The organism is Psychrobacter sp. S1-30-MNA-CIBAN-0213 (genome assembly GCF_040309845.1).
In the GTDB taxonomy this organism is placed as follows: domain Bacteria; phylum Pseudomonadota; class Gammaproteobacteria; order Pseudomonadales; family Moraxellaceae; genus Psychrobacter.
This window is the reverse complement of sequence record NZ_JBEOPE010000002.1, coordinates 70,018-87,775: the sequence shown is the minus strand read 5'-3', so window position 1 is coordinate 87,775 and position 17,758 is coordinate 70,018. Positions and strand designations below refer to the sequence as shown.

General features: G+C 44.0%; 16 protein-coding genes. 6 read left to right on the top strand and 10 right to left on the bottom strand.

What is annotated here, in order from left to right:
- Positions 1-6: 6 nt before the first annotated feature.
- Entirely contained in the window at positions 7-1,143 is a 1,137-nt protein-coding gene (locus AAEY87_RS02205; RefSeq protein WP_350655766.1) for a glycerate kinase, read from the bottom strand.
- Positions 1,144-1,253: 110 nt separating this feature from the next.
- Here AAEY87_RS02205 and cobT point away from each other — a divergent pair, with 110 nt between their 5' ends.
- Genes cobT through AAEY87_RS02190 form a run of 3 tightly spaced genes read left to right on the top strand, consistent with a single transcriptional unit; the run spans position 1,254 to position 3,814 of the window.
- A complete protein-coding gene (cobT, locus tag AAEY87_RS02200) occupies positions 1,254-2,321 on the top strand; it encodes a nicotinate-nucleotide--dimethylbenzimidazole phosphoribosyltransferase (RefSeq protein ID WP_350655765.1) in 1,068 nt (355 codons plus the stop codon).
- On the top strand, positions 2,321-3,208 hold the full coding sequence (gene cobS, locus AAEY87_RS02195) for an adenosylcobinamide-GDP ribazoletransferase (protein ID WP_350655763.1): 888 nt from the start codon (positions 2,321-2,323) through the stop codon (positions 3,206-3,208). Before cobT ends, cobS begins: the two co-directional genes overlap by 1 nt.
- Positions 3,209-3,253: 45 nt before the next feature.
- Entirely contained in the window at positions 3,254-3,814 is a 561-nt protein-coding gene (locus AAEY87_RS02190; protein WP_350655762.1) for a histidine phosphatase family protein, read from the top strand.
- 7 nt (positions 3,815-3,821) lie between these two features.
- Here the strand turns inward: AAEY87_RS02190 and AAEY87_RS02185 are convergent, their stop codons facing one another.
- The 9 genes from AAEY87_RS02185 to AAEY87_RS02145 form a co-directional block, all read right to left on the bottom strand.
- A complete protein-coding gene (locus AAEY87_RS02185) occupies positions 3,822-4,613 on the bottom strand; it encodes a sterol desaturase family protein (protein WP_350655761.1) in 792 nt (263 codons plus the stop codon).
- Between the two features lie 50 nt (positions 4,614-4,663).
- Entirely contained in the window at positions 4,664-5,305 is a 642-nt protein-coding gene (locus tag AAEY87_RS02180; RefSeq protein ID WP_350655760.1) for a CDP-alcohol phosphatidyltransferase family protein, read from the bottom strand.
- A 64-nt stretch (positions 5,306-5,369) separates the two neighbouring features.
- Complete coding sequence (locus AAEY87_RS02175; protein WP_350655759.1) at positions 5,370-6,014, bottom strand: ATP-binding cassette domain-containing protein; 645 nt, start codon at positions 6,012-6,014, stop codon at positions 5,370-5,372.
- Positions 6,015-6,113: 99 nt separating this feature from the next.
- Positions 6,114-7,883, bottom strand: coding sequence for an ABC transporter permease (locus tag AAEY87_RS02170; RefSeq protein ID WP_350655758.1), 1,770 nt, complete (start codon positions 7,881-7,883; stop codon positions 6,114-6,116).
- Positions 7,880-9,199 carry an ABC transporter substrate-binding protein gene (locus AAEY87_RS02165; RefSeq protein WP_350655757.1) on the bottom strand — a complete coding sequence of 440 codons (1,320 nt, stop codon included), beginning with the start codon at positions 9,197-9,199 and terminating at the stop codon, positions 7,880-7,882. Before AAEY87_RS02165 ends, AAEY87_RS02170 begins: the two co-directional genes overlap by 4 nt.
- Before the next feature lie 51 nt (positions 9,200-9,250).
- On the bottom strand, positions 9,251-11,437 hold the full coding sequence (locus tag AAEY87_RS02160; RefSeq protein ID WP_350655756.1) for a dihydrolipoyl dehydrogenase family protein: 2,187 nt from the start codon (positions 11,435-11,437) through the stop codon (positions 9,251-9,253).
- Positions 11,438-11,689: 252 nt separating this feature from the next.
- A complete protein-coding gene (locus tag AAEY87_RS02155) occupies positions 11,690-12,130 on the bottom strand; it encodes a hypothetical protein (RefSeq protein ID WP_350655755.1) in 441 nt (146 codons plus the stop codon).
- A 476-nt stretch (positions 12,131-12,606) separates the two neighbouring features.
- On the bottom strand, positions 12,607-13,803 hold the full coding sequence (locus AAEY87_RS02150) for an amino acid aminotransferase (RefSeq protein WP_068035097.1): 1,197 nt from the start codon (positions 13,801-13,803) through the stop codon (positions 12,607-12,609).
- 207 nt (positions 13,804-14,010) lie between these two features.
- The gene (locus AAEY87_RS02145) at positions 14,011-14,940 is read right to left on the bottom strand and encodes a LysR family transcriptional regulator (RefSeq protein ID WP_068035100.1); all 930 of its coding nucleotides are present in this window, start codon (positions 14,938-14,940) and stop codon (positions 14,011-14,013) included.
- A gap of 146 nt (positions 14,941-15,086) precedes the next feature.
- On the opposite strand from AAEY87_RS02145, the gene hppD reads away from it, so the two are divergent.
- The 3 genes from hppD (at position 15,087) to AAEY87_RS02130 (ending at position 17,683) form a co-directional block, all read left to right on the top strand.
- Positions 15,087-16,193, top strand: a complete 1,107-nt coding sequence (gene hppD, locus AAEY87_RS02140) for a 4-hydroxyphenylpyruvate dioxygenase (protein ID WP_068326892.1) — start codon at positions 15,087-15,089, stop codon at positions 16,191-16,193.
- A gap of 136 nt (positions 16,194-16,329) precedes the next feature.
- A complete protein-coding gene (gene phhA / locus AAEY87_RS02135) occupies positions 16,330-17,175 on the top strand; it encodes a phenylalanine 4-monooxygenase (RefSeq protein ID WP_350655754.1) in 846 nt (281 codons plus the stop codon).
- 154 nt (positions 17,176-17,329) lie between these two features.
- Positions 17,330-17,683: a 4a-hydroxytetrahydrobiopterin dehydratase gene (locus tag AAEY87_RS02130; RefSeq protein WP_350655753.1), complete on the top strand. Its 354-nt coding sequence runs from the start codon at positions 17,330-17,332 to the stop codon at positions 17,681-17,683.
- The last annotated feature ends 75 nt before the right edge of the window (positions 17,684-17,758 follow it).

Here is a 17,758-nt window from a genome sequence, read left to right as displayed (position 1 = left end):
GAATAGTTATTTCATGCTTTGCCCTAGCCGAATGGCAGCAGCAATATTGACCGCGGTAGTCTCAATATTTTTATAAGCATTGCTTAATACGTTATCAAGGGTGTCCAGCTTTTGGATACTAGGCATGACGACGTCAAATTGAGTGGTCTGAGCAGGATTTAAGCCGTCAACGCTACCGCAAATAGCGATCACGGGCTTGTGATTGGCTTTGGCAAGTTGACTGATACCGCCAGCGACTTTACCCATTAAAGTTTGCGCATCAAGCTTGCCTTCGCCAGTAATCACCAAGTCAGCGTTAGCAATATGCTCTTCTAGACTGACAGCCTCAGCGACGGTATCAAAACCTGATTTGAGCGTAGCATCGCAAAAGGTCATTAAGGCATAGCCGAGCCCGCCTGCTGCACCTGCGCCTGCTATATTTTGGTAATCCTGATAGCCGTGCTGTCCAGATACCATCGCAAAGTGATTCAAGGCTTTGTCTAATAGTACGACTTGCTCGGGACTGGCGCCTTTTTGTGGTCCAAAGATAGCACTAGCTCCTGATGATCCGCATAATGGATTGGTCACATCACACGCCACTTCAAAGACCGTGTCTTGCAGCTTTGGATGAAGCTTTGCGTCTTCTATCTGTTTTAAGTTGCCCAGTTCGCTACCGCCTTGTGCTAAAGACTTGCCATCATGGTTATAGAAATTCATTCCCAATGCCATTAACATACCAAGACCAGCATCGTTGGTAGCACTACCGCCCAGACCGATAATGATGCGCTTGACGCCTTCGTCCAAGGCATCCGCAATAAGCTCACCGACACCGTAACTGCTGGTAATGAGTGGATTTCTTTCTTCACTCATCAATAAATGCAGACCGCAGGCTTGAGCGATTTCAATCACGGCTGTTTCATTTTCTAGTAGCAGATACTTGGCATTAATTGGTCGCATCAATGGATCATTTACAATCGCGTTTTTCCAGCGTCCGCCTAGCACATAAGATAATACGGCTGATGTACCTTCGCCGCCATCTGCCATGGGCAATAACGTATAGTCTGCATCAGGAAAAACCTGATTAAATCCAGATTGGATGGCGCGACAAACCTCTATCGCTTCTAAGCTTTCTTTAAACGAGTCGGGGGCGATTAAAACTTTCATGAAGATCTCTTATAATTATGCAAGTTTGGATCGTGCAATTAGGCTAATCATATCATTATAAATTAGATAATCTGCTACCATAGTCCCCTGTTTCATTTATAACCTTTAGGATGCTTCCCTTGACCACATTTACACTGCCAACCATTGCCAATATAGAAAATAATGACCTACGTCAGCAGCTACAACAAATTATAGACCTGAAGACCAAACCACTTGGTGCACTTGGTCGCTTAGAGACACTGGCACTGCAATTGGGCATGATTCAAGGGACGCTCACACCGCATATTAATCAGCCACAGATTCGAGTATTTGCTGCCGATCATGGTTTAACCAAACATGGCACCTCAGCGTATCCGAGTGCAGTCACTGCGCAAATGGTTTATAACTTCTTGCAAGGTGGCGCTGCTATCAATGTCTTGGCACGCCAGCACAATATCGAGCTAAAAGTAGTCGACGCTGGTGTGAATGCAGACTTTGCCAATTCTCCTTTTAAAGACCATCCACAATTGCTCGATTATAAAGTTCGTCATGGTAGCCGAGACGCGCTAGCAGAACCTGCTATGACTGAAGCAGAATGCTTAGCAGCGCTAGAGAACGGTATGAAAGTGGTTGAGAACTTAACGGGTAATTTGCTTATCGTCGGTGAGATGGGCATTGGTAATACATCAGCGGCGAGTCTTTTGCTGGCGAGATTAGGTGGTGTGCCGATTGCTGATTGTATTGGTCGTGGTACGGGGCTTGATGATGCAGGGCTACAGCATAAGACGGATATTTTAACGCAAGTATTGCAGCGTCATAGCGAGGCACAGTCTCCACTGGACGTGCTTGCTGCATTAGGCGGGCTTGAGATAGCCATGATGGCAGGTGCGCTGATTCAGGCCGCCAGTGAACGCCGTATTTTATTAATCGACGGCTTTATTGCCAGCAGTGCTTTACTGGTTGCGGAGCGATTAACGCCAGGTGTCGCTCAATACGCTATATTCGCCCATCATTCAGTTGAGCCGGGGCACGCGCATTTATTAAAATTACTTAATGCTGAGCCATTACTCGATATGGGTATGCGCTTGGGTGAGGGTAGCGGCGCGGCGCTTGCTTACCCGCTATTGCAGTCAGCTTGTGCCATTATCAATGAGATGGCAAGCTTTAGTGACGCGGGTATTAGTGAGCAAAACAGCTAATGTCACAGTCATCAAAGCAGGAATCAAAACAGTCATTAAATCAGCCAGAGCCGTCACAGCAGTCATCGTCTAAACTAAGTGTTGGGCAATTTATAAAGCATGAATGGATATTGTTACTGGTCGCTGTTCAATTTTTGACCCGATTGCCAGTCCCGCCATTCAAAAATTATAATCCACAATGGCTACACCAGAGCAGCCGTCATTTTCCCGCAGTCGGTTTGCTGGTTGGACTACTTTGCGCTGGCGTGTTTTGGCTCAGCAGTGTCTTATTTACGCCCTTAGTTGCTGCGGTGCTAAGTACGGTATTCGGAATTAAGCTTACGGGTGCTTTTCACGAAGATGGTCTTGCGGATAGCTGCGATGGTTTGGGTGGCGGTCTGACACGTGAGCGCACTCTGACTATCATGAAAGACTCGCGCTTGGGGACATATGGCGTGTTAGGTCTGGCCTCAGCATTACTAATAAAGATTTCCTTGTTAGCCACCATGCCGTTATCGGTGGCGATTGTCGCGCTGATTATTGGCCATACTGCTTCGCGTTTGCTATGTATTAGCCTACTTGCTCTACTGCCTTATGGCGGTGAGATAGAACATGCCAAGGCCAAACCTATGGCGCAGCAGCTGACACCGTTGCAAGGATTGTTCAGTAGTGGTTGGTTGCTAGTGGCAGGAGTTTTAGTAATGGTCATATTTCCTAATGCCATACAGCAGATTAGCATCGGTCAGTGGTTATTAGCCTTGGTATTGGCTTTAGTTGCTACTGAATATATGCGACGCTTATTACGTAGGCGTCTGGATGGCTATACTGGCGATGGTTTAGGGGCGACACAACAGCTGAGTGAAGTTGCCATTTATGCAGGTTTGGCAGCGGCTATACCTTTTATCTAAGGCGTGGAAATAAAATAGGAAGACAAACATGGGAAACTATTATTAATGACTCTTTATGTCTGGCGTCATCCTAAACCCATTGCTGCTGAGGGTATCTGTATCGGTCAGACGGACATAGGAGTAGATAGACGTAAGTTAAAACGTCTTGCCAATCAGATCGAGCGCTTTGTGCGTCTGTACCAATTGCCTAAAGTCATTTGTGTAAGTCCATTACAACGCTCATTGAAAGTCGGACAGATACTGGCGCACCGTGGCTTTCAATGTCGAGTCGCACCTGAGCTTGCTGAGATTGATTTTGGCGAATGGGATAGTCGCCCTTGGGAGCAAATCGCTAAGCAAGAGATTGATGACTGGTGTGATAACTTTGCGCACTTTGCACCCAATAATGGGGAAAGTTTACAGCAGCTATTTGACCGTGTTGAGGGTTGGTTGAATAAGGTTTTGGCTGAACAAGAAAGTATACCAATACTAGCAATTGGTCATGCTGGCTGGATTAATGCTGCCAAGATGATTGATACTGGGCAAGATGTACCGAAGACAGCAGTTGATTGGCCTTCTTCAGTTGCATATGGGGAATGTAGTTGTTTGACGCTTGCAAGGATTTAGCTATCGCTCATTTACTTTTAAACGGCATTACGAGCAATCCCCATAGTGAGGCGTTTTGCTTGGGTGATGGATATTCTTTTAAGCCAATATCTAGCTCGTTATCAGACTTCTGCGCTTCACTCTTATAACTACCAAAAATCCAATCCCACCAAATGACGCTAAAACCATAGTTTGAGTTGGTCTCACTAACGCGTTGGCTGTGATGAATACGATGCAAAATCTGCGTCATTAATATTAAGCGCAGTGGCTTTTCAACTGCAGGCGGCAGACGAATATTGGCATGGTTAAACATCGCTAAGCCATTTAGAGCAATCTCAAAAATTAGCACTGCAATGGCAGGGACGCCCAATAGGCTGACGGCAACGAGCTTTACTAGGATGCTTAAGACAATTTCAATAGGATGAAACCTAAGGCCTGTACTGGCATCAACATGCGCATCAGCGTGATGTACTTTATGCAAACGCCACAGGATAGGCACACGATGGAATAATCGGTGCTGCCAGTAGATAATGATGTCGAGCAATATTAAGCTTAGTATGATGACAACAATGCTTGGCAAATCGATAATATTGAATAAGCCAATTTTATGCTGCTGATTATAAAGCGCCACAGCGGTTAGACCGACAGGCACGGCTAGACGAGCAATAACGGTTGATGCAAATACCAAGCCAAAGTTAGCGAACCAGCGTTTGCTGCTTTTGATGGGCGCTTTACGTGCAGGCATGCGCCATTCAATCAGCATCATAATCACTAAAATGCTCAAAAAGAACCCAAGCCGCCACCATACTTCGTTAGTCATTGCTTACCTCTTGAGGGTTTAAAACGGCAGGATATTGTGACCATTTTCTTTTATTTTGAACCGACTATGGCATCAGCCTCTAGCTGCTTGAGGGTATGATAGCCGCCATGGATACGGGTAAAAATCGTAATCGCGCAGGCCGTTGCAAAAATGTTAGCAAGTAATACAAAGTGCTGTGGCCAAATGCAAAAGGCAACAAATAGCGCGATGGTTTCGGTGCCTTCCGTCAAACCATTTAAATAATAGAAGCTTTTATATTTGAACTGTGGTTTATCCAGTTTAAACTTTTCAGCGGCAATCGCAAACGCCAAAAAGCTAGAGCCTGTACCAATAAAAGCGGAGAGTAATAACGCACCTGCAATGGCGTTCTGTTCAGGATTTGCCAAGATAAACCCAAGCGGGACTGCTGCATAAAATAAAAAGTCGAGCGTAATGTCTAAGTAGCCACCTGCGCTTGAGCTTTGCTGTGCATGACGAGCTAGAGCGCCATCAAGACCATCAAAAATGCGATTCAACACAATCGCTGCAAGTGCGCCATACCACAGTTCAAACGCCAGTAATGGTAAGGCTAATATGCCGATTACAAACCCCGCTACCGTGAGTTGATCAGCCGTGATGCCGCGTTTATGTAATACAACGACCACAGGGGCTAGTATCGGCTTAATCATGGGCGTAAGAAATTTGTCTAGCATGCGCTTGCCTTTTATATTTCGCTTTGATGATTTAAGATTTATATCTAAGACTATAGACCTAAAACTATAGCTCTAAATGAATAACCTTACCCTTTGCGGCCTCAGCATCGCTATGATCGTGTGTGACCATGATGGCGGGGAGCTTATGAGTGCGGATTTGCTCAAATACCAATTGCCGCGTATCTACTCTTAGCTGAGTATCCAGCTTGCTAAAAGGCTCATCGAGCAGTATCGCTTTTGGCTCGCTGAGCAAGGTGCGCAGTAGCGCCACTCGTGCTTGTTGCCCGCCTGATAAATTATCGGGATGACGATTTCCCATGCCTGCTAATCCCACTTGTGCCAGCGCCTGTTCTATTTTTTCACTACGCTGTTTTCTATCTCCCGTCTTATTACTTTTAGGCATCGCAAAAGCAATATTACCCGCTACTGATAAATGCGAAAACAATAGGGCGTCTTGATACAGTACCCCAATATGACGCAGGTGCGTCGGCAGATGGCTTACATTTTTATCATTTAACCAGACTTCACCAGTAGCGGTAAAACCGTTTGGTAAAGTACCTGTTAGCCAGTTCAATAAGCTTGATTTGCCACTACCAGATGGGCCCATGACAGTCAATATTTCACCACCAGCAATCTGCTCATCTAGGCTGAGGAGTAACTTGCGTTGTCGATATAACTGTAAGTCTTTTATCTGTAAAGAGGATTGCATCAAAGGCCCTTTTATTTGCGTTTTTATTATTAGGTATTTTCAAAATTAGTGCTATTTAGAATCAGTGCTCTTCAAAACGAATATATTTTAAAAAACATTTTAACGGCTGCTATTTTTACCACTTCGAAAAAAGTACTTTGGCAATATCCACGCCAATATAAAGCCAATTAACGGCAGTGCCATTTGGATGATGGCATACACCGCACTGGTGCGCCTACTGGCACCATTTGCGAGAGTCACAGCTTCTGTGGTGATGGTGGCGATACGTCCACCACCTGCCAATAATGTCGGCAAGTATTGACCAAAGCTAATCGCCAAACCAAGGGCGATAGCAATTAACAGCGGCGCAAACAGTTGTGGTAATTTCACCTGCAAAAATACTTTTGCTGGGGTCGCCCCAAGGCTTGCGGCTACATGAGCAAAACGCGGGTCTAGACGCCGATAGCTACTGGCAAGCGATAAAAATACATAGGGCAGCACAAAGAGCAGATGCGTGAACGCCACATTAAAAAACGCCGTTTGGTTATTCACCAACTGCTGTAACCATACCAAACCAAATAGAAAGGCAATGCTGGGCACTAACAGCGGCAAATAGATAATGAAACTGGTAAATTTTGAAAGAGACTTTTTACTTAGTTGTTCGGCTTCCAAACATAATAAAGTCAGCACAATGGCAAATACGGTACTCACGATACCGATAGCAAGAGTATTAAATAATGGCGTACCCATTTGCGTAAAGGCACTTTGAAAATGTAATAACACCAATTGCTCTGGCAATACGGCTGGAAAGCGCCAAAAACCAGCCACTGACCACATTACCAGACCAACGAGCGCCAGCAAGATAAAGCCAATCACCACAGTGGTCAACGCTGCGGTGATTTTTTGCCATAATGCATCGGCATAGTGGCGCTTGCCATTTATCAATGTGCCATTAAAGCAAGTTTTTATCGCTCTCTCGCTACCAAGCCACAAGGCGATTAAGCCACCCGTCAACGCCAGCTGTAATAATGCGCCCGCCGAGGCTTTTATACGTAAGTTTAAATCCACATCGTTAAACCATTGCATGATAGTAACCGCGAGCGTTGGCGGCGTGTTTGGACCCAATATCAATGGCATCTCTACGCTGGCACTGGCATAGGCCAGAACGGCTAAGATAGGCAGACGTAAAAAAGGATAGAGGATTGGGAGGACGGCTTTGAAAAAGGCAGTGATGGGGTAATAACCAAGATTTAGCGCAACTTTATACTGCTGGCGTAACTTTTTACCAAGCTCAGGTTGTGCCAAAGCGCCTAATGCCATGAGTAGTAAAAACGGCAGCTCTTTTAAGGTTAAACCCAAAATGATACTGATGCCGTAGGGGTCATGGGGAAACATACCGCCTGGTGCCAATTCCCAACCGCTTAGCCACGGTGAAATAAACCGTGAAAACATACCAGAAGGCGCGATTAAAAAACCAACCGCGATGGCTGCCGCTGCATGAGGAATGACTAAAATTGGACTCAGCAAACGCTCAATACGGGTCAGCCAAACACTATTAAAAAATGCCGCCAATATCATCAAGGTCATGACAAAAGCGAGTAACGTGCTGATTAATCCAGTAGCGATGCTCAACGCTACCATTTGGATAAGACCCGGCGTCTGCCAAAGATCGTTAAAGCCTTGTAGACTAACGGTCGTTTTTTCAAGTGCAGGTACCCAGCTAAAGGCAGGTAACAGCACGCTGAGTAAACCACCGAGTACGGGTAATATCAACAGTAGCAGTAAAAATTTCGGACTCAAGGATACAATGTGCGTAAATAGGTCTGTTTTATAAGGATCTATCGTTCTAGTGCTTGCATCAGCCGTTTTATTATTAGAATCTTTATTCATGGGCTGACTCCATAACGTGTCTGCCAGCCTTGCATAATGGCATCAACCCAGCTCGGATGTGGTTCATTTACGGTACGTTTTATAGCGTCAATAGGTAGGGCGCTCGGATGCGGTCTGTTAGTCTTGAATAATGCTTGTTGCTCAGGGTCGAGCGTCGATTGGACGAGTACGGTTTTATCACCCCACATAGCAGGCGTTTGCTTTCTAGCCTGTGCTTCTGGGCTTAGCAAGAAGTTTGCCACTAGCTGCGCGGCTTGTGGGTGGCTGGCGTTATAAGGAATCGCCACAAAATGGGTGTTACTTAAGCTGCCATCGCTCATCGCATAGCTACGAATGCTCTGGGGTAAATCATAACGCTGCACGGCCGCAGGAATTTCAGGCGCGGAAAAGCTAAAGGCTAAGCTAAGCTCGGTATCATCGACCAGACGTCGCATGTGCGCGCCCGTTTGCACAAATTGCTCACCCTTACGCCATAAGGTGGGATGCAAATCATCTAAAAACGTCCATAAAGGGGCTAATATAATATCTGTATTTTGCTCAGTGGCTGGCAAGTTGAGCTGTGCTTTGATATTTTCGCCTGTTTTAGCATCTTGCTTTTCGTGCAGCATGACTAAAGCATATTTTAAAAAGCTCATGCCTAAAAAGTCAGGTGGCTTTGGATAGCTAAAACGCCCAGGATTTTGCGCTGTCCAATTGACTAGCTCATTCAGGGTCGTTGGTGGCTTTTCAGTTGATAAGCTGTCGTAATAAAAAGTCAGCGAGGCTTGACCCCATGGTGCTTCCATACCATTGGTCGGTACACCAAAATCAAAGTTAACGGCAGGATTATTCTCTGGATCGGTCAAGGCAAAGTTAGGCAGCTTGTTCGCCCATTGTTTGAGTAATAACGAATTCTCACTCATGGTGGCAAAGTTTGCGCCATTTATCCAGATGAGATCAACGCTGCCTTCATCATTATTGTTGGCAGACTTTTCCGCGAGTACGCGACTAACGGCTTCACTGGTATCGCTCAATTTGACATGAACCAAGTTGATATTATATTTATCATCGACTTGCTCGGCGGCCCACTGTAGATAAGCATTGATCTGCGGGTCACCACCCCATGCATAAAAGTAGACGTCTTGGTTTTTACCTTGCCCCTCTATCTGCTGCCAAGATGATAAATTTTGATTAAGGTTACTGGTAGTGGGTGAGGCAGTGCTTGCTGATATGCTTGAAGAAATAACTGCACAAACGCTAAGCGCCATAGCATAGGTGCTATAGCGGCTTAAGTTTTTTAACGTTGGCATAGCTGGTAAAGATTTAATAACGTACATTTAAGTTTCCGTTATGATGATATGTTTTCAGCGCAGTTGATAAAAATTCAACTAACCTCGACGCCATGTATGATATTTCTCAAGCCAGTTTAATACCGTTTCAGGCGCATGATTGCGTTTCCATTCACCAGCCGCGTATTTATTACCCTCCGCCCATGTCGGGTACATATGAATGGTGCCGAGTATTTTATTCAGCCCTAAGCCATGTTTCATCGCTAATATAAATTCAGGCATCAAGTCGCCAGCATGCTCAGCGACGATGGTCACGCCGAGTATTTTATCTTTACCTTTTGGCGTAATGACTTTGATAAAGCCATCGTTGGCGCTTTCCGTCACGGCACGATCTAAGTCTTTAAAGTCGTAGCGGGTAATCTCAAAGTCGATGCCTTTCTCTACAGCCTCTTGCTCATTTAGTCCAACGCGTGCGACTTCTGGGTCTATAAAAGTCGTCCACGGAATCACGCGATAATCTACTTTAAACTTCTTTAGATGTCCAAACAAACCATTTACGGCTGCGTACCATGCCTGATGGGAGGCCACATGAGTAAATTGATAAGGACCAACGACATCACCAGCAGCGTAAATATTGGGGTAGAGGGTTTCTAAATAGTCATCGGTCTCGATGGTACGTTCAGTTTCAATCCCTAATGTTTCTAAGCCATAGCCTTTTAAGCGCGCACTGCGTCCAACGGCACAAAGCAATTCGTCATATTCAATAGCGATTTCTTGCTTATCGGTACTGCTTTGCTTATCGGTACTGTCGCCTTGCGGTTCAACGATAATGAACTTTTTACCATCGCGAGCTTCACAGCGAATTGCTTGATGCGAGGTTAAGACATTTACGCCACTCTCGACGAGTACTTTGTGTGCAAATTCAGAGACTTCCACGTCTTCTTTTTTCATAAGACGCGCGCCTCTTTCGATTTGGGTCACATTGGAGCCTAAGCGTGCAAAAGCTTGCGCCAGCTCAGAGCCGATAGGCCCACCACCAAGGACGACCAGCTTTTTCGGCGCTTCATCAAGCTCAGTAAACTTGTTCCATATGGTATCGCTGGTCACATAGCCGGTTTCTTCCAAGCCTGGCAAGTCTGGTACAAAGGGGCGCGCGCCAGTAGCGATAACAATGGAACGTGCGGTTAGTGTTTGCGTGCCGCCATCGTTTAGCGCAATCTCTACCGTCCATGGGTCGATAAATTTAGCGTAGCCTTTTAACACTTCGACACCCAAGTCCGTATAACGCTCGACGCTGTCATTTGGCGCGATATCAGCGATGACTTTATGGATGCGTATCATAACGTTTTTGAATGAAAACTCTGGTAGTGTGTTTTCCAAGCCATAACGCTCACCATTGCGCATCTGTTCTGCGACTTTCGCGCTTTTAATCAAAGCTTTGCTGGGTACACAGCCATAGTTTAAGCAGTCGCCACCCATCTCACCCGCTTCGATTAATGTTACTTTTGCTCGGACGGTCGCCGCGATATAGCTGGTGACTAGCCCGCCAGCACCAGCACCAATCACAATCATATTACGGTCGAATTTTTTAGGTTTGCTATAGTTTTTATAGACGCGGCGTTTTTTTAGCATATTTAATATCCCTTTTGCTATTAATGGGAAAAAACCTAACAACGCAAATGAGACAATCAAATTAAACGATAAAATCCCTGACAAACTGTCAATTTGCGCCAGTTGCGTACCGGCATTAACGAATACAAAAGTACCCGCGAGCATACCAACTTGGCTTACCCAGTAGAATGTCCTCGCTTTAATCGCGGTGACGCCCATGAGTAAATTAATCAAAAAGAACGGAAATATCGGCACTAAGCGCAGGGTAAATAAGTAAAATCCGCCTTCTTTTTCAACGCCAGCATCAATGGCTGCTAAGCGTTCAGGAAAACGCTGCTTAATCGTATCACGCAGTAAATAACGTGAGGTTAAAAACGCTAGTGTCGCACCAATACTAGAGGCAAACGAGGCAACCAATAAGCCTTGCCATAAGCCAAATAGCGCCCCAGCTGCCAAGGTCAAAATAGCAGCTCCCGGTAAGGATAGAGCGGTGACGACCACATAAAGTAAAAAGAACCCACCGATAATCAATAGCGGTGATTGCGCTTTGTAGTCGTTAAATTGCGCCATCGACCCTTTTAAGCCGTCAAGCGTCAATAATTGATTTAGGTCAAAATAAAAAAAGCTTGCCGCTAATATCAATATTAACAGTATTAAAAATATTCTTTTAATCATGAAATGTCCGGCTAAATAGTGGGGCAAAGGTTAAAAATCACAGTGATCTTTTTGGTTGAGCATCTTCATTGTTTTAATAGCAGCAGCCATTCCATTGAATGGTTCGAATGGTCTATTAGTTTATCTACTATAAAATAGCTAACTTATCAGTATTAACAGTATATAGCCTGTGTTCTGCTGACTGGCATTTTTATTACCATTATCAAAATGAGGACAGGCTTTAGTCTAACAGTAGGCACGATTTAATAAGCCCTATTGAATAGGCACTATCTGATTTTGCGTAAAAGAGGTTCTTTTGCCTAATGTTAACGTGTCCCAATCTCGCATTAAGAATAACGCGACACAGGCAGCCAACATTGGCCATGCGGCAAAAAACAGTAAGTTATCAAAAGGCGTTAGGTAGAGACCAAAGGTTGCAAAAGTAGAGGCTGCGTGTAGCAATAAAATGATGCCGTATGTCCACTTTCTGAACAAACCTGCCACAAACAAAAAGATGAGTATAATTTGCAAGCTACCAACAACGTAAACAATGCTGGTGCCTAAATTTTCTAGTGCATAAAATTTAGCAAACACACTTGCAGCATGTTCAGGGTTTACAAATTTGTCGAGTGTCCAAAAGAAGAACACAATGAAGATACCAAGTCGAAGCAATAATAGTGAAAGTGGTAAATGTTTTGGCATAACTTTTTGCATAAGTTTTCGCTTTTGAAAAGTTTTAAAAATGGGTTCAAAAAATTAATGAATGAAATGAGTATCGATACTTTCTATCATTATAAAATAAACATAAAGAAAAATATTTACCATATTGAGTGATTGCTCAAAAATGAATACAATATTGCTGCTAGATGCTATAAAGAAACTTATTGTAGTTGTTCTTGAATGATTGTTCAAGTTCGTATTGTCTTGTATATTATGGTTACAAGAATTCGTTACACTCTTTCAATAAATCAGCAATGCTAGCTTAAAGGTGATTGTTTTATATACAATCGACGTTGTATATGATTAGCTTTTTGAGCAGCACATATCGTAATGGGAAATGTTTTTCCTAAATGTTTTCAGAAGAATGCATTTTTAAGGAGGAGCGGGTAGAAGAAATAGACAAATAAAAAAGGCTGAGTCAATGCTCAACCTTTTTATCAAAATAGCTTTGTTAAAGACTTTTTAAATGATTAGTTCTTTAATACTTCAACCATCGCATTAGCAACATAGTCGATATTACTACTGTTTAAGCCCGCGACGCACATACGTGAGTTAGATACCATATAGATACCAAATTTGCTTTGTAGCTGCTCAACTTGTTCAGGGGTTAATCCTGTAAAGCTAAACATGCCGTTTTGAGCAGTTAGGTAGTCAAAGCTACGACCAGGGACTTTAGCTTCTAGCACAGATTTTAGCTTCATGCGCATAGCTTTGATACGATCACGCATCGTATAAACTTCGCCAACCCATTGCTCGTGCAAGGCTTCATCATTCATAACAATATCGACGACGCGTCCGCCATGTGATGGTGGGCTTGAGTAGATACGACGTACCGTAGAGGTCAGCTGACCGAATACACGCTCAGTCTCATCGGTAGTTGGGCAAACGACTGATAGGCCGCCGACACGCTCACCGTATAGTGATAGGTTTTTGGAGAATGAGTTGCTCACAAACAATGGCAGGCCCATATCGACCGCTTTACGAATAGGATAAGCGTCGCTGTCCATGTCTTCGCCAAAACCTTGATAAGCGATATCCATAAACGGAATCAGCTCGCGCTCTTGAACAACGTTTAATACTTTATCCCACTGCTCTTTAGTCAAATCCACACCCGTTGGGTTATGACAGCAAGGGTGTAATAACAGCACATCATCTTTATTCAACGTTTCAAAAAACGCAATCATCTCATCAAATTTGATGCCGCCAGTGGCCTTATCGTAGTACGGGTATTTGCCAACTTCGACATCAGACCCTTCAAAAATAGCAATGTGATTGCCCCATGTAGGGTCACTCACGTAGCATTTAGATTGCGGGAACCATTGATTGATAAACTCAGCGCCTACTTTCAACGCGCCAGAGCCACCAATAGTGGCAATAGTCGCAACCAGACCGTCTTTCAATACTTGAGCATCTTTGCCAAATAACAGTTCTTGACAGCCTTTACGGTGTCCAGGCAACCCTGCCATTGGTAGGTATGGACGAGGAGAAATTGGGTCTGCAATGCGCTGTTCAGCAGTTTTTACACACTCAAGTACTGGCATTTTGCCGTCTTCGTCGTAATAAACACCCACGCCCAAATTCACTTTATCGGGATTGCTATCTTCTGCAAACTTGTCCATCAAACCTAAGATTGGATCACCAGCATAATAGTCGATACGTTCAAACATTTTTTTTCCTTACTAGAATAGAAACAAAGCCGCCAAAAAGCATAAACTAGATTGGCTATTAACTCAACGAGAGATTCATCGATATTGATTAATTAACTGATTAGATGAGCTATTTGATAATCCAAATGCTTTTTAAGCTGATTAGACTATTAATAACCATTTAGAATATAGCATTTAAGAACAGCTATAGAATAGTACCTACTTACTCTAGCTACTCTGCAAGTCGTTGAAGTGAGAGGCAAAATAAGTCTGCAAAAACTGTTTAAAGGCAATGCTGGCAGGCGACAGTGCTCTTGAGGAGCGTTGATAAATAAAGAATCTACGCATCTTAACAGGCTGTGCGAGCGACCGCATTTGTAAGCCATTGGCACTCACCCAATCAATGACCTCAGGCATATAAGGCAGACATAAGGTAATACCGAAGCCTTGGCGCGTCATCTCAAGCGCTGTGGACATAAAGTTCACTTTGTAGCGCGCTTGCTGGATATGAGTGGCAACGGTCTCATCCAGCTCAGCGGTCACTTGCTCAATAAAAGGCCCTTGTAAGGTAATGAGCGGGATATCTATCAAATCCTGCCACGTTACCTCAGTTTTTTGAGCCAGCGCATGGTTATCTGGCATCACTACACAAAACGGCAACTCATATAACAAATCAGCGCTAATGTCGTCTTCACTTTCCATAAAACCAAGCTCGGTACCAACGCCCAAATCTACTTCGATATCCTGAATGTGTTGCAGGACGTTTTCTGCAGAGCAATCTAACAAAGACACGCTGATATCAGGATAGTCTTTTGAAAATTGGGCGATGACTGCAGGCATGGAGGAGGCGGCAAACTGCGATACTGCCAGTCGCACTTGACCTTGCGCTAAGCTCATCAGACTGCTCGCTTCGTTTTCAAATAACTGCATCTCATTAAGCACTCGGCGCGCTTGTGGCAATAAATGTCTGCCTACTACCGACAAAGATAGCTGGCGGGTGGTACGGTCAAATAAGACGATACCAAGACTTGACTCCAATTCTTTTATCAGTCCACTGACGGCAGATTGGGTTAAATGCATCTGGTCGCTAGCACGGGTAAAGCTACCGTTGTCAGCGACTTTGATAAAAGCGGTCAATTGGCGAATGCTGATATTCATAAGTAAACCTGATAAATAAATCAAAAAATACGATTAGTCTTATAAATCAAGCTAATCTAAGATGAATACATCGTCAACAATATTTATTGTTATATACAACTTTTTACACTGATTTATACCACCAATTGACATTAAGGATGATTACAATGGCAGATTTATTCGAAAACCCAATAGGATTGCAAGGGTTTGATTTTGTCGAATTCGCCTCGCCTGAACCGAAAGCGGTAGAAGCACTTTTTGAGCAGCTTGGTTTTACCCATGTTGCCAATCACCGATCAAAAGATGTCTCTTTATACCGTCAAGGTGACATCAACCTCATATTGAACCGTGAACCAAAAAGCCAAGCCAGCTACTTTGTGGAAGAGCATGGAGCAGGGGCCTGTAGCATGGGCTTTCGTGTTAAAGATTCCAAAAAAGCCTACGAGCTTGCGATTGAAAACGGCGCACAGCCAGTAGAGGTGCCGACAGGGGTAATGGAGCTGAGACTTCCTGCTATTAAAGGTATCGGCGGCTCATTGATTTATCTGATTGACCGTTTTAAAGACGGTGAATCTATCTATGATGTCGACTTTGAGTTCTTCCCAGATGTAGATAAGTATCCTGTTGGACATGGCTTCAAAGTTATTGACCATCTTACCCATAACGTCTACCGTGGTCGCATGGCTTACTGGGCAAACTTCTATGAGCGCATCTTTAACTTCCGTGAAATTCGCTATTTCGATATCAAAGGCGAATACACTGGGCTGACCAGTAAAGCCATGACCGCGCCTGATGGCAAAATCCGTATTCCTTTAAATGAAGAATCTAAGCAGGGCGGCGGACAAATCGAAGAGTATCTAATGAGCTTCAATGGTGAAGGCATTCAACATATTGCTTTAGCCAGTGATGACTTATTGGCCAGTATCGATAAACTAAAAGAGGCGGGTATACCGCTCATGACAGCGCCAACCGCTGCTTATTACGAAATGCTGAGTGAGCGCTTACCAAATCATGGCGAAAACGTCTCTGAATTGCAGACTCGTGGCATCTTATTAGATGGCACCACGGAAGGCGGCACACCGCGTCTGCTATTACAAATTTTCTCTGAAACTATCTTAGGTAGCCCCGTATTTTTTGAATTCATCCAACGTAAAGGCGATTACGATGAAGGCTTTGGTGAAGGTAACTTTAAAGCGCTATTCGAATCAATAGAGCGCGATCAAGTGCGACGCGGCGCTATCGGACAATCTGAAACAGAGACAGAAACAGAGTAAATTTATTAATAAGTTAAATAAACATGGCAGGACAAAAAGGAATTTGTCTTGCTATTATTAATACTATAATGATTGATATAGTAAATCTGAAATACTGGTCCAAATAGAATGGACTAATGGCAAAAGGAATACCGGCATGGAACGCCAAAGCAAACAACCTTATCTTTCGCATCAACCTGATGCCAATGGTCATATTCATTATAGTGATAATGAGAATGCCATGTGGCAAGCGCTTCTTGAGCGTCAAGCCAAGCAAATACCCAATCGTGCCTGCTCGGCATATCTAGATGGGCTCAAAAAGCTAAATCTACCGCCAGATCGTATTCCGCAATTACATGATATCGATGAAGTGCTGCAAGCGACCACAGGTTGGCAAACAGCTGCGGTGCCAGCTTTAATTAGCTTTGGTAAATTCTTTAAGCTGTTGGCCAATAAATCCTTCCCCGTTGCGACCTTTATCCGCCGCTTTGATGACATGGATTACATCGAAGAGCCTGATATCTTTCATGAGATTGTCGGACACTGTCCGCTACTGACTCATCCTGCCTTTGCTACCTTTAATGAGACTTACGGCAAGCTTGGTCTTAATGCCAGTAAAGAAGAAAGGTTATTTTTAGCACGGCTGTATTGGTTTACCATCGAGTTTGGTTTGGTCGGGCAAACGAGGGATACTCGCCGAATTTATGGTGGTGGCATCTTAAGCTCACCTTCTGAAACTATTTATGCACTCAATGATGAGGTTCAAAATCAATCGCACGATCAATCAAATCATCAATCACATCATCAACCTGAACACCGAGCCTTCGATTTGCTAGATGTGTTACGAACCCCTTATCGAATTGACCATATTCAGCCTATCTATTATGTCATTGATAATTTAGATACGCTGTTTGACATCGTGAATAGCGACATCATGGGGGTGGTCAAGCAAGCGATGTCACTCGGAATGTTTGAGCCAACCTATAAAGTCGAAACCAACTAATTGCTTAATCAATTGACTGTTTAATCAACTGATCATTAAAGCAAGTGATAGCTTAATTAAGAACACTTAAACATTGGCTGCTTAAATAGACAATCACGTCAACATGGACGTACATTTAATAAAAACTCAATAGTTAAAATAAAAGGAATTTACTATGACTGAGCATTTACAAACCCTATCTCAAGCCAGCTGCGAAGCCTGCCGTGTCGGCGCGCCAAAAGTCGACGATACTGAGGCACGCGAGCTGCTACAACAACTTCCTGACTGGTCGCTTATCGAAGTCGACGGCATCAATCAATTACAACGTCAATATAAGTTTAAAAACTTCGTCACCGCTATGGCGTTTGCTAATCGGCTTGCAGATATCGCGGAAGAGGAAGGGCATCATCCCGGCATATTGGTAGAGTGGGGCAAAGCGACAGTGACATGGTGGTCGCACAGCATCAAAGGTCTGCATCGCAATGATTTTATCATGGCAGCAAAGACGGATGGTCTATTCAGTAAGTAATGAGGGTGGCAATAATCAAAGCAACTCATTAAACTTACTACACTTAAAGCCAACCCTAAACCAAATTCAACTGGT

Bases quoted from the DNA above. Each gene is read 5' to 3' on its own strand.
- AAEY87_RS02190 (WP_350655762.1), top strand. From the start codon at position 3,254: ATGACTCTTTATGTCTGGCGTCATCCTAAACCCATTGCTGCTGAGGGT.
- cobS (WP_350655763.1), top strand. From the start codon at position 2,321: ATGTCACAGTCATCAAAGCAGGAATCAAAACAGTCATTAAATCAGCCA.
- AAEY87_RS02145 (WP_068035100.1), bottom strand. From the start codon at position 14,940: ATGAATATCAGCATTCGCCAATTGACCGCTTTTATCAAAGTCGCTGAC.
- AAEY87_RS02185 (WP_350655761.1), bottom strand. From the start codon at position 4,613: ATGACTAACGAAGTATGGTGGCGGCTTGGGTTCTTTTTGAGCATTTTA.
- AAEY87_RS02130 (WP_350655753.1), top strand. From the start codon at position 17,330: ATGACTGAGCATTTACAAACCCTATCTCAAGCCAGCTGCGAAGCCTGC.
- hppD (WP_068326892.1), top strand. From the start codon at position 15,087: ATGGCAGATTTATTCGAAAACCCAATAGGATTGCAAGGGTTTGATTTT.
- AAEY87_RS02180 (WP_350655760.1), bottom strand. From the start codon at position 5,305: ATGCTAGACAAATTTCTTACGCCCATGATTAAGCCGATACTAGCCCCT.
- AAEY87_RS02205 (WP_350655766.1), bottom strand. From the start codon at position 1,143: ATGAAAGTTTTAATCGCCCCCGACTCGTTTAAAGAAAGCTTAGAAGCG.
- phhA (WP_350655754.1), top strand. From the start codon at position 16,330: ATGGAACGCCAAAGCAAACAACCTTATCTTTCGCATCAACCTGATGCC.
- AAEY87_RS02150 (WP_068035097.1), bottom strand. From the start codon at position 13,803: ATGTTTGAACGTATCGACTATTATGCTGGTGATCCAATCTTAGGTTTG.
- AAEY87_RS02170 (WP_350655758.1), bottom strand. From the start codon at position 7,883: ATGAATAAAGATTCTAATAATAAAACGGCTGATGCAAGCACTAGAACG.
- AAEY87_RS02160 (WP_350655756.1), bottom strand. From the start codon at position 11,437: ATGATTAAAAGAATATTTTTAATACTGTTAATATTGATATTAGCGGCA.
- cobT (WP_350655765.1), top strand. From the start codon at position 1,254: ATGCTTCCCTTGACCACATTTACACTGCCAACCATTGCCAATATAGAA.
- AAEY87_RS02165 (WP_350655757.1), bottom strand. From the start codon at position 9,199: ATGTACGTTATTAAATCTTTACCAGCTATGCCAACGTTAAAAAACTTA.
- AAEY87_RS02175 (WP_350655759.1), bottom strand. From the start codon at position 6,014: ATGCAATCCTCTTTACAGATAAAAGACTTACAGTTATATCGACAACGC.
- AAEY87_RS02155 (WP_350655755.1), bottom strand. From the start codon at position 12,130: ATGCAAAAAGTTATGCCAAAACATTTACCACTTTCACTATTATTGCTT.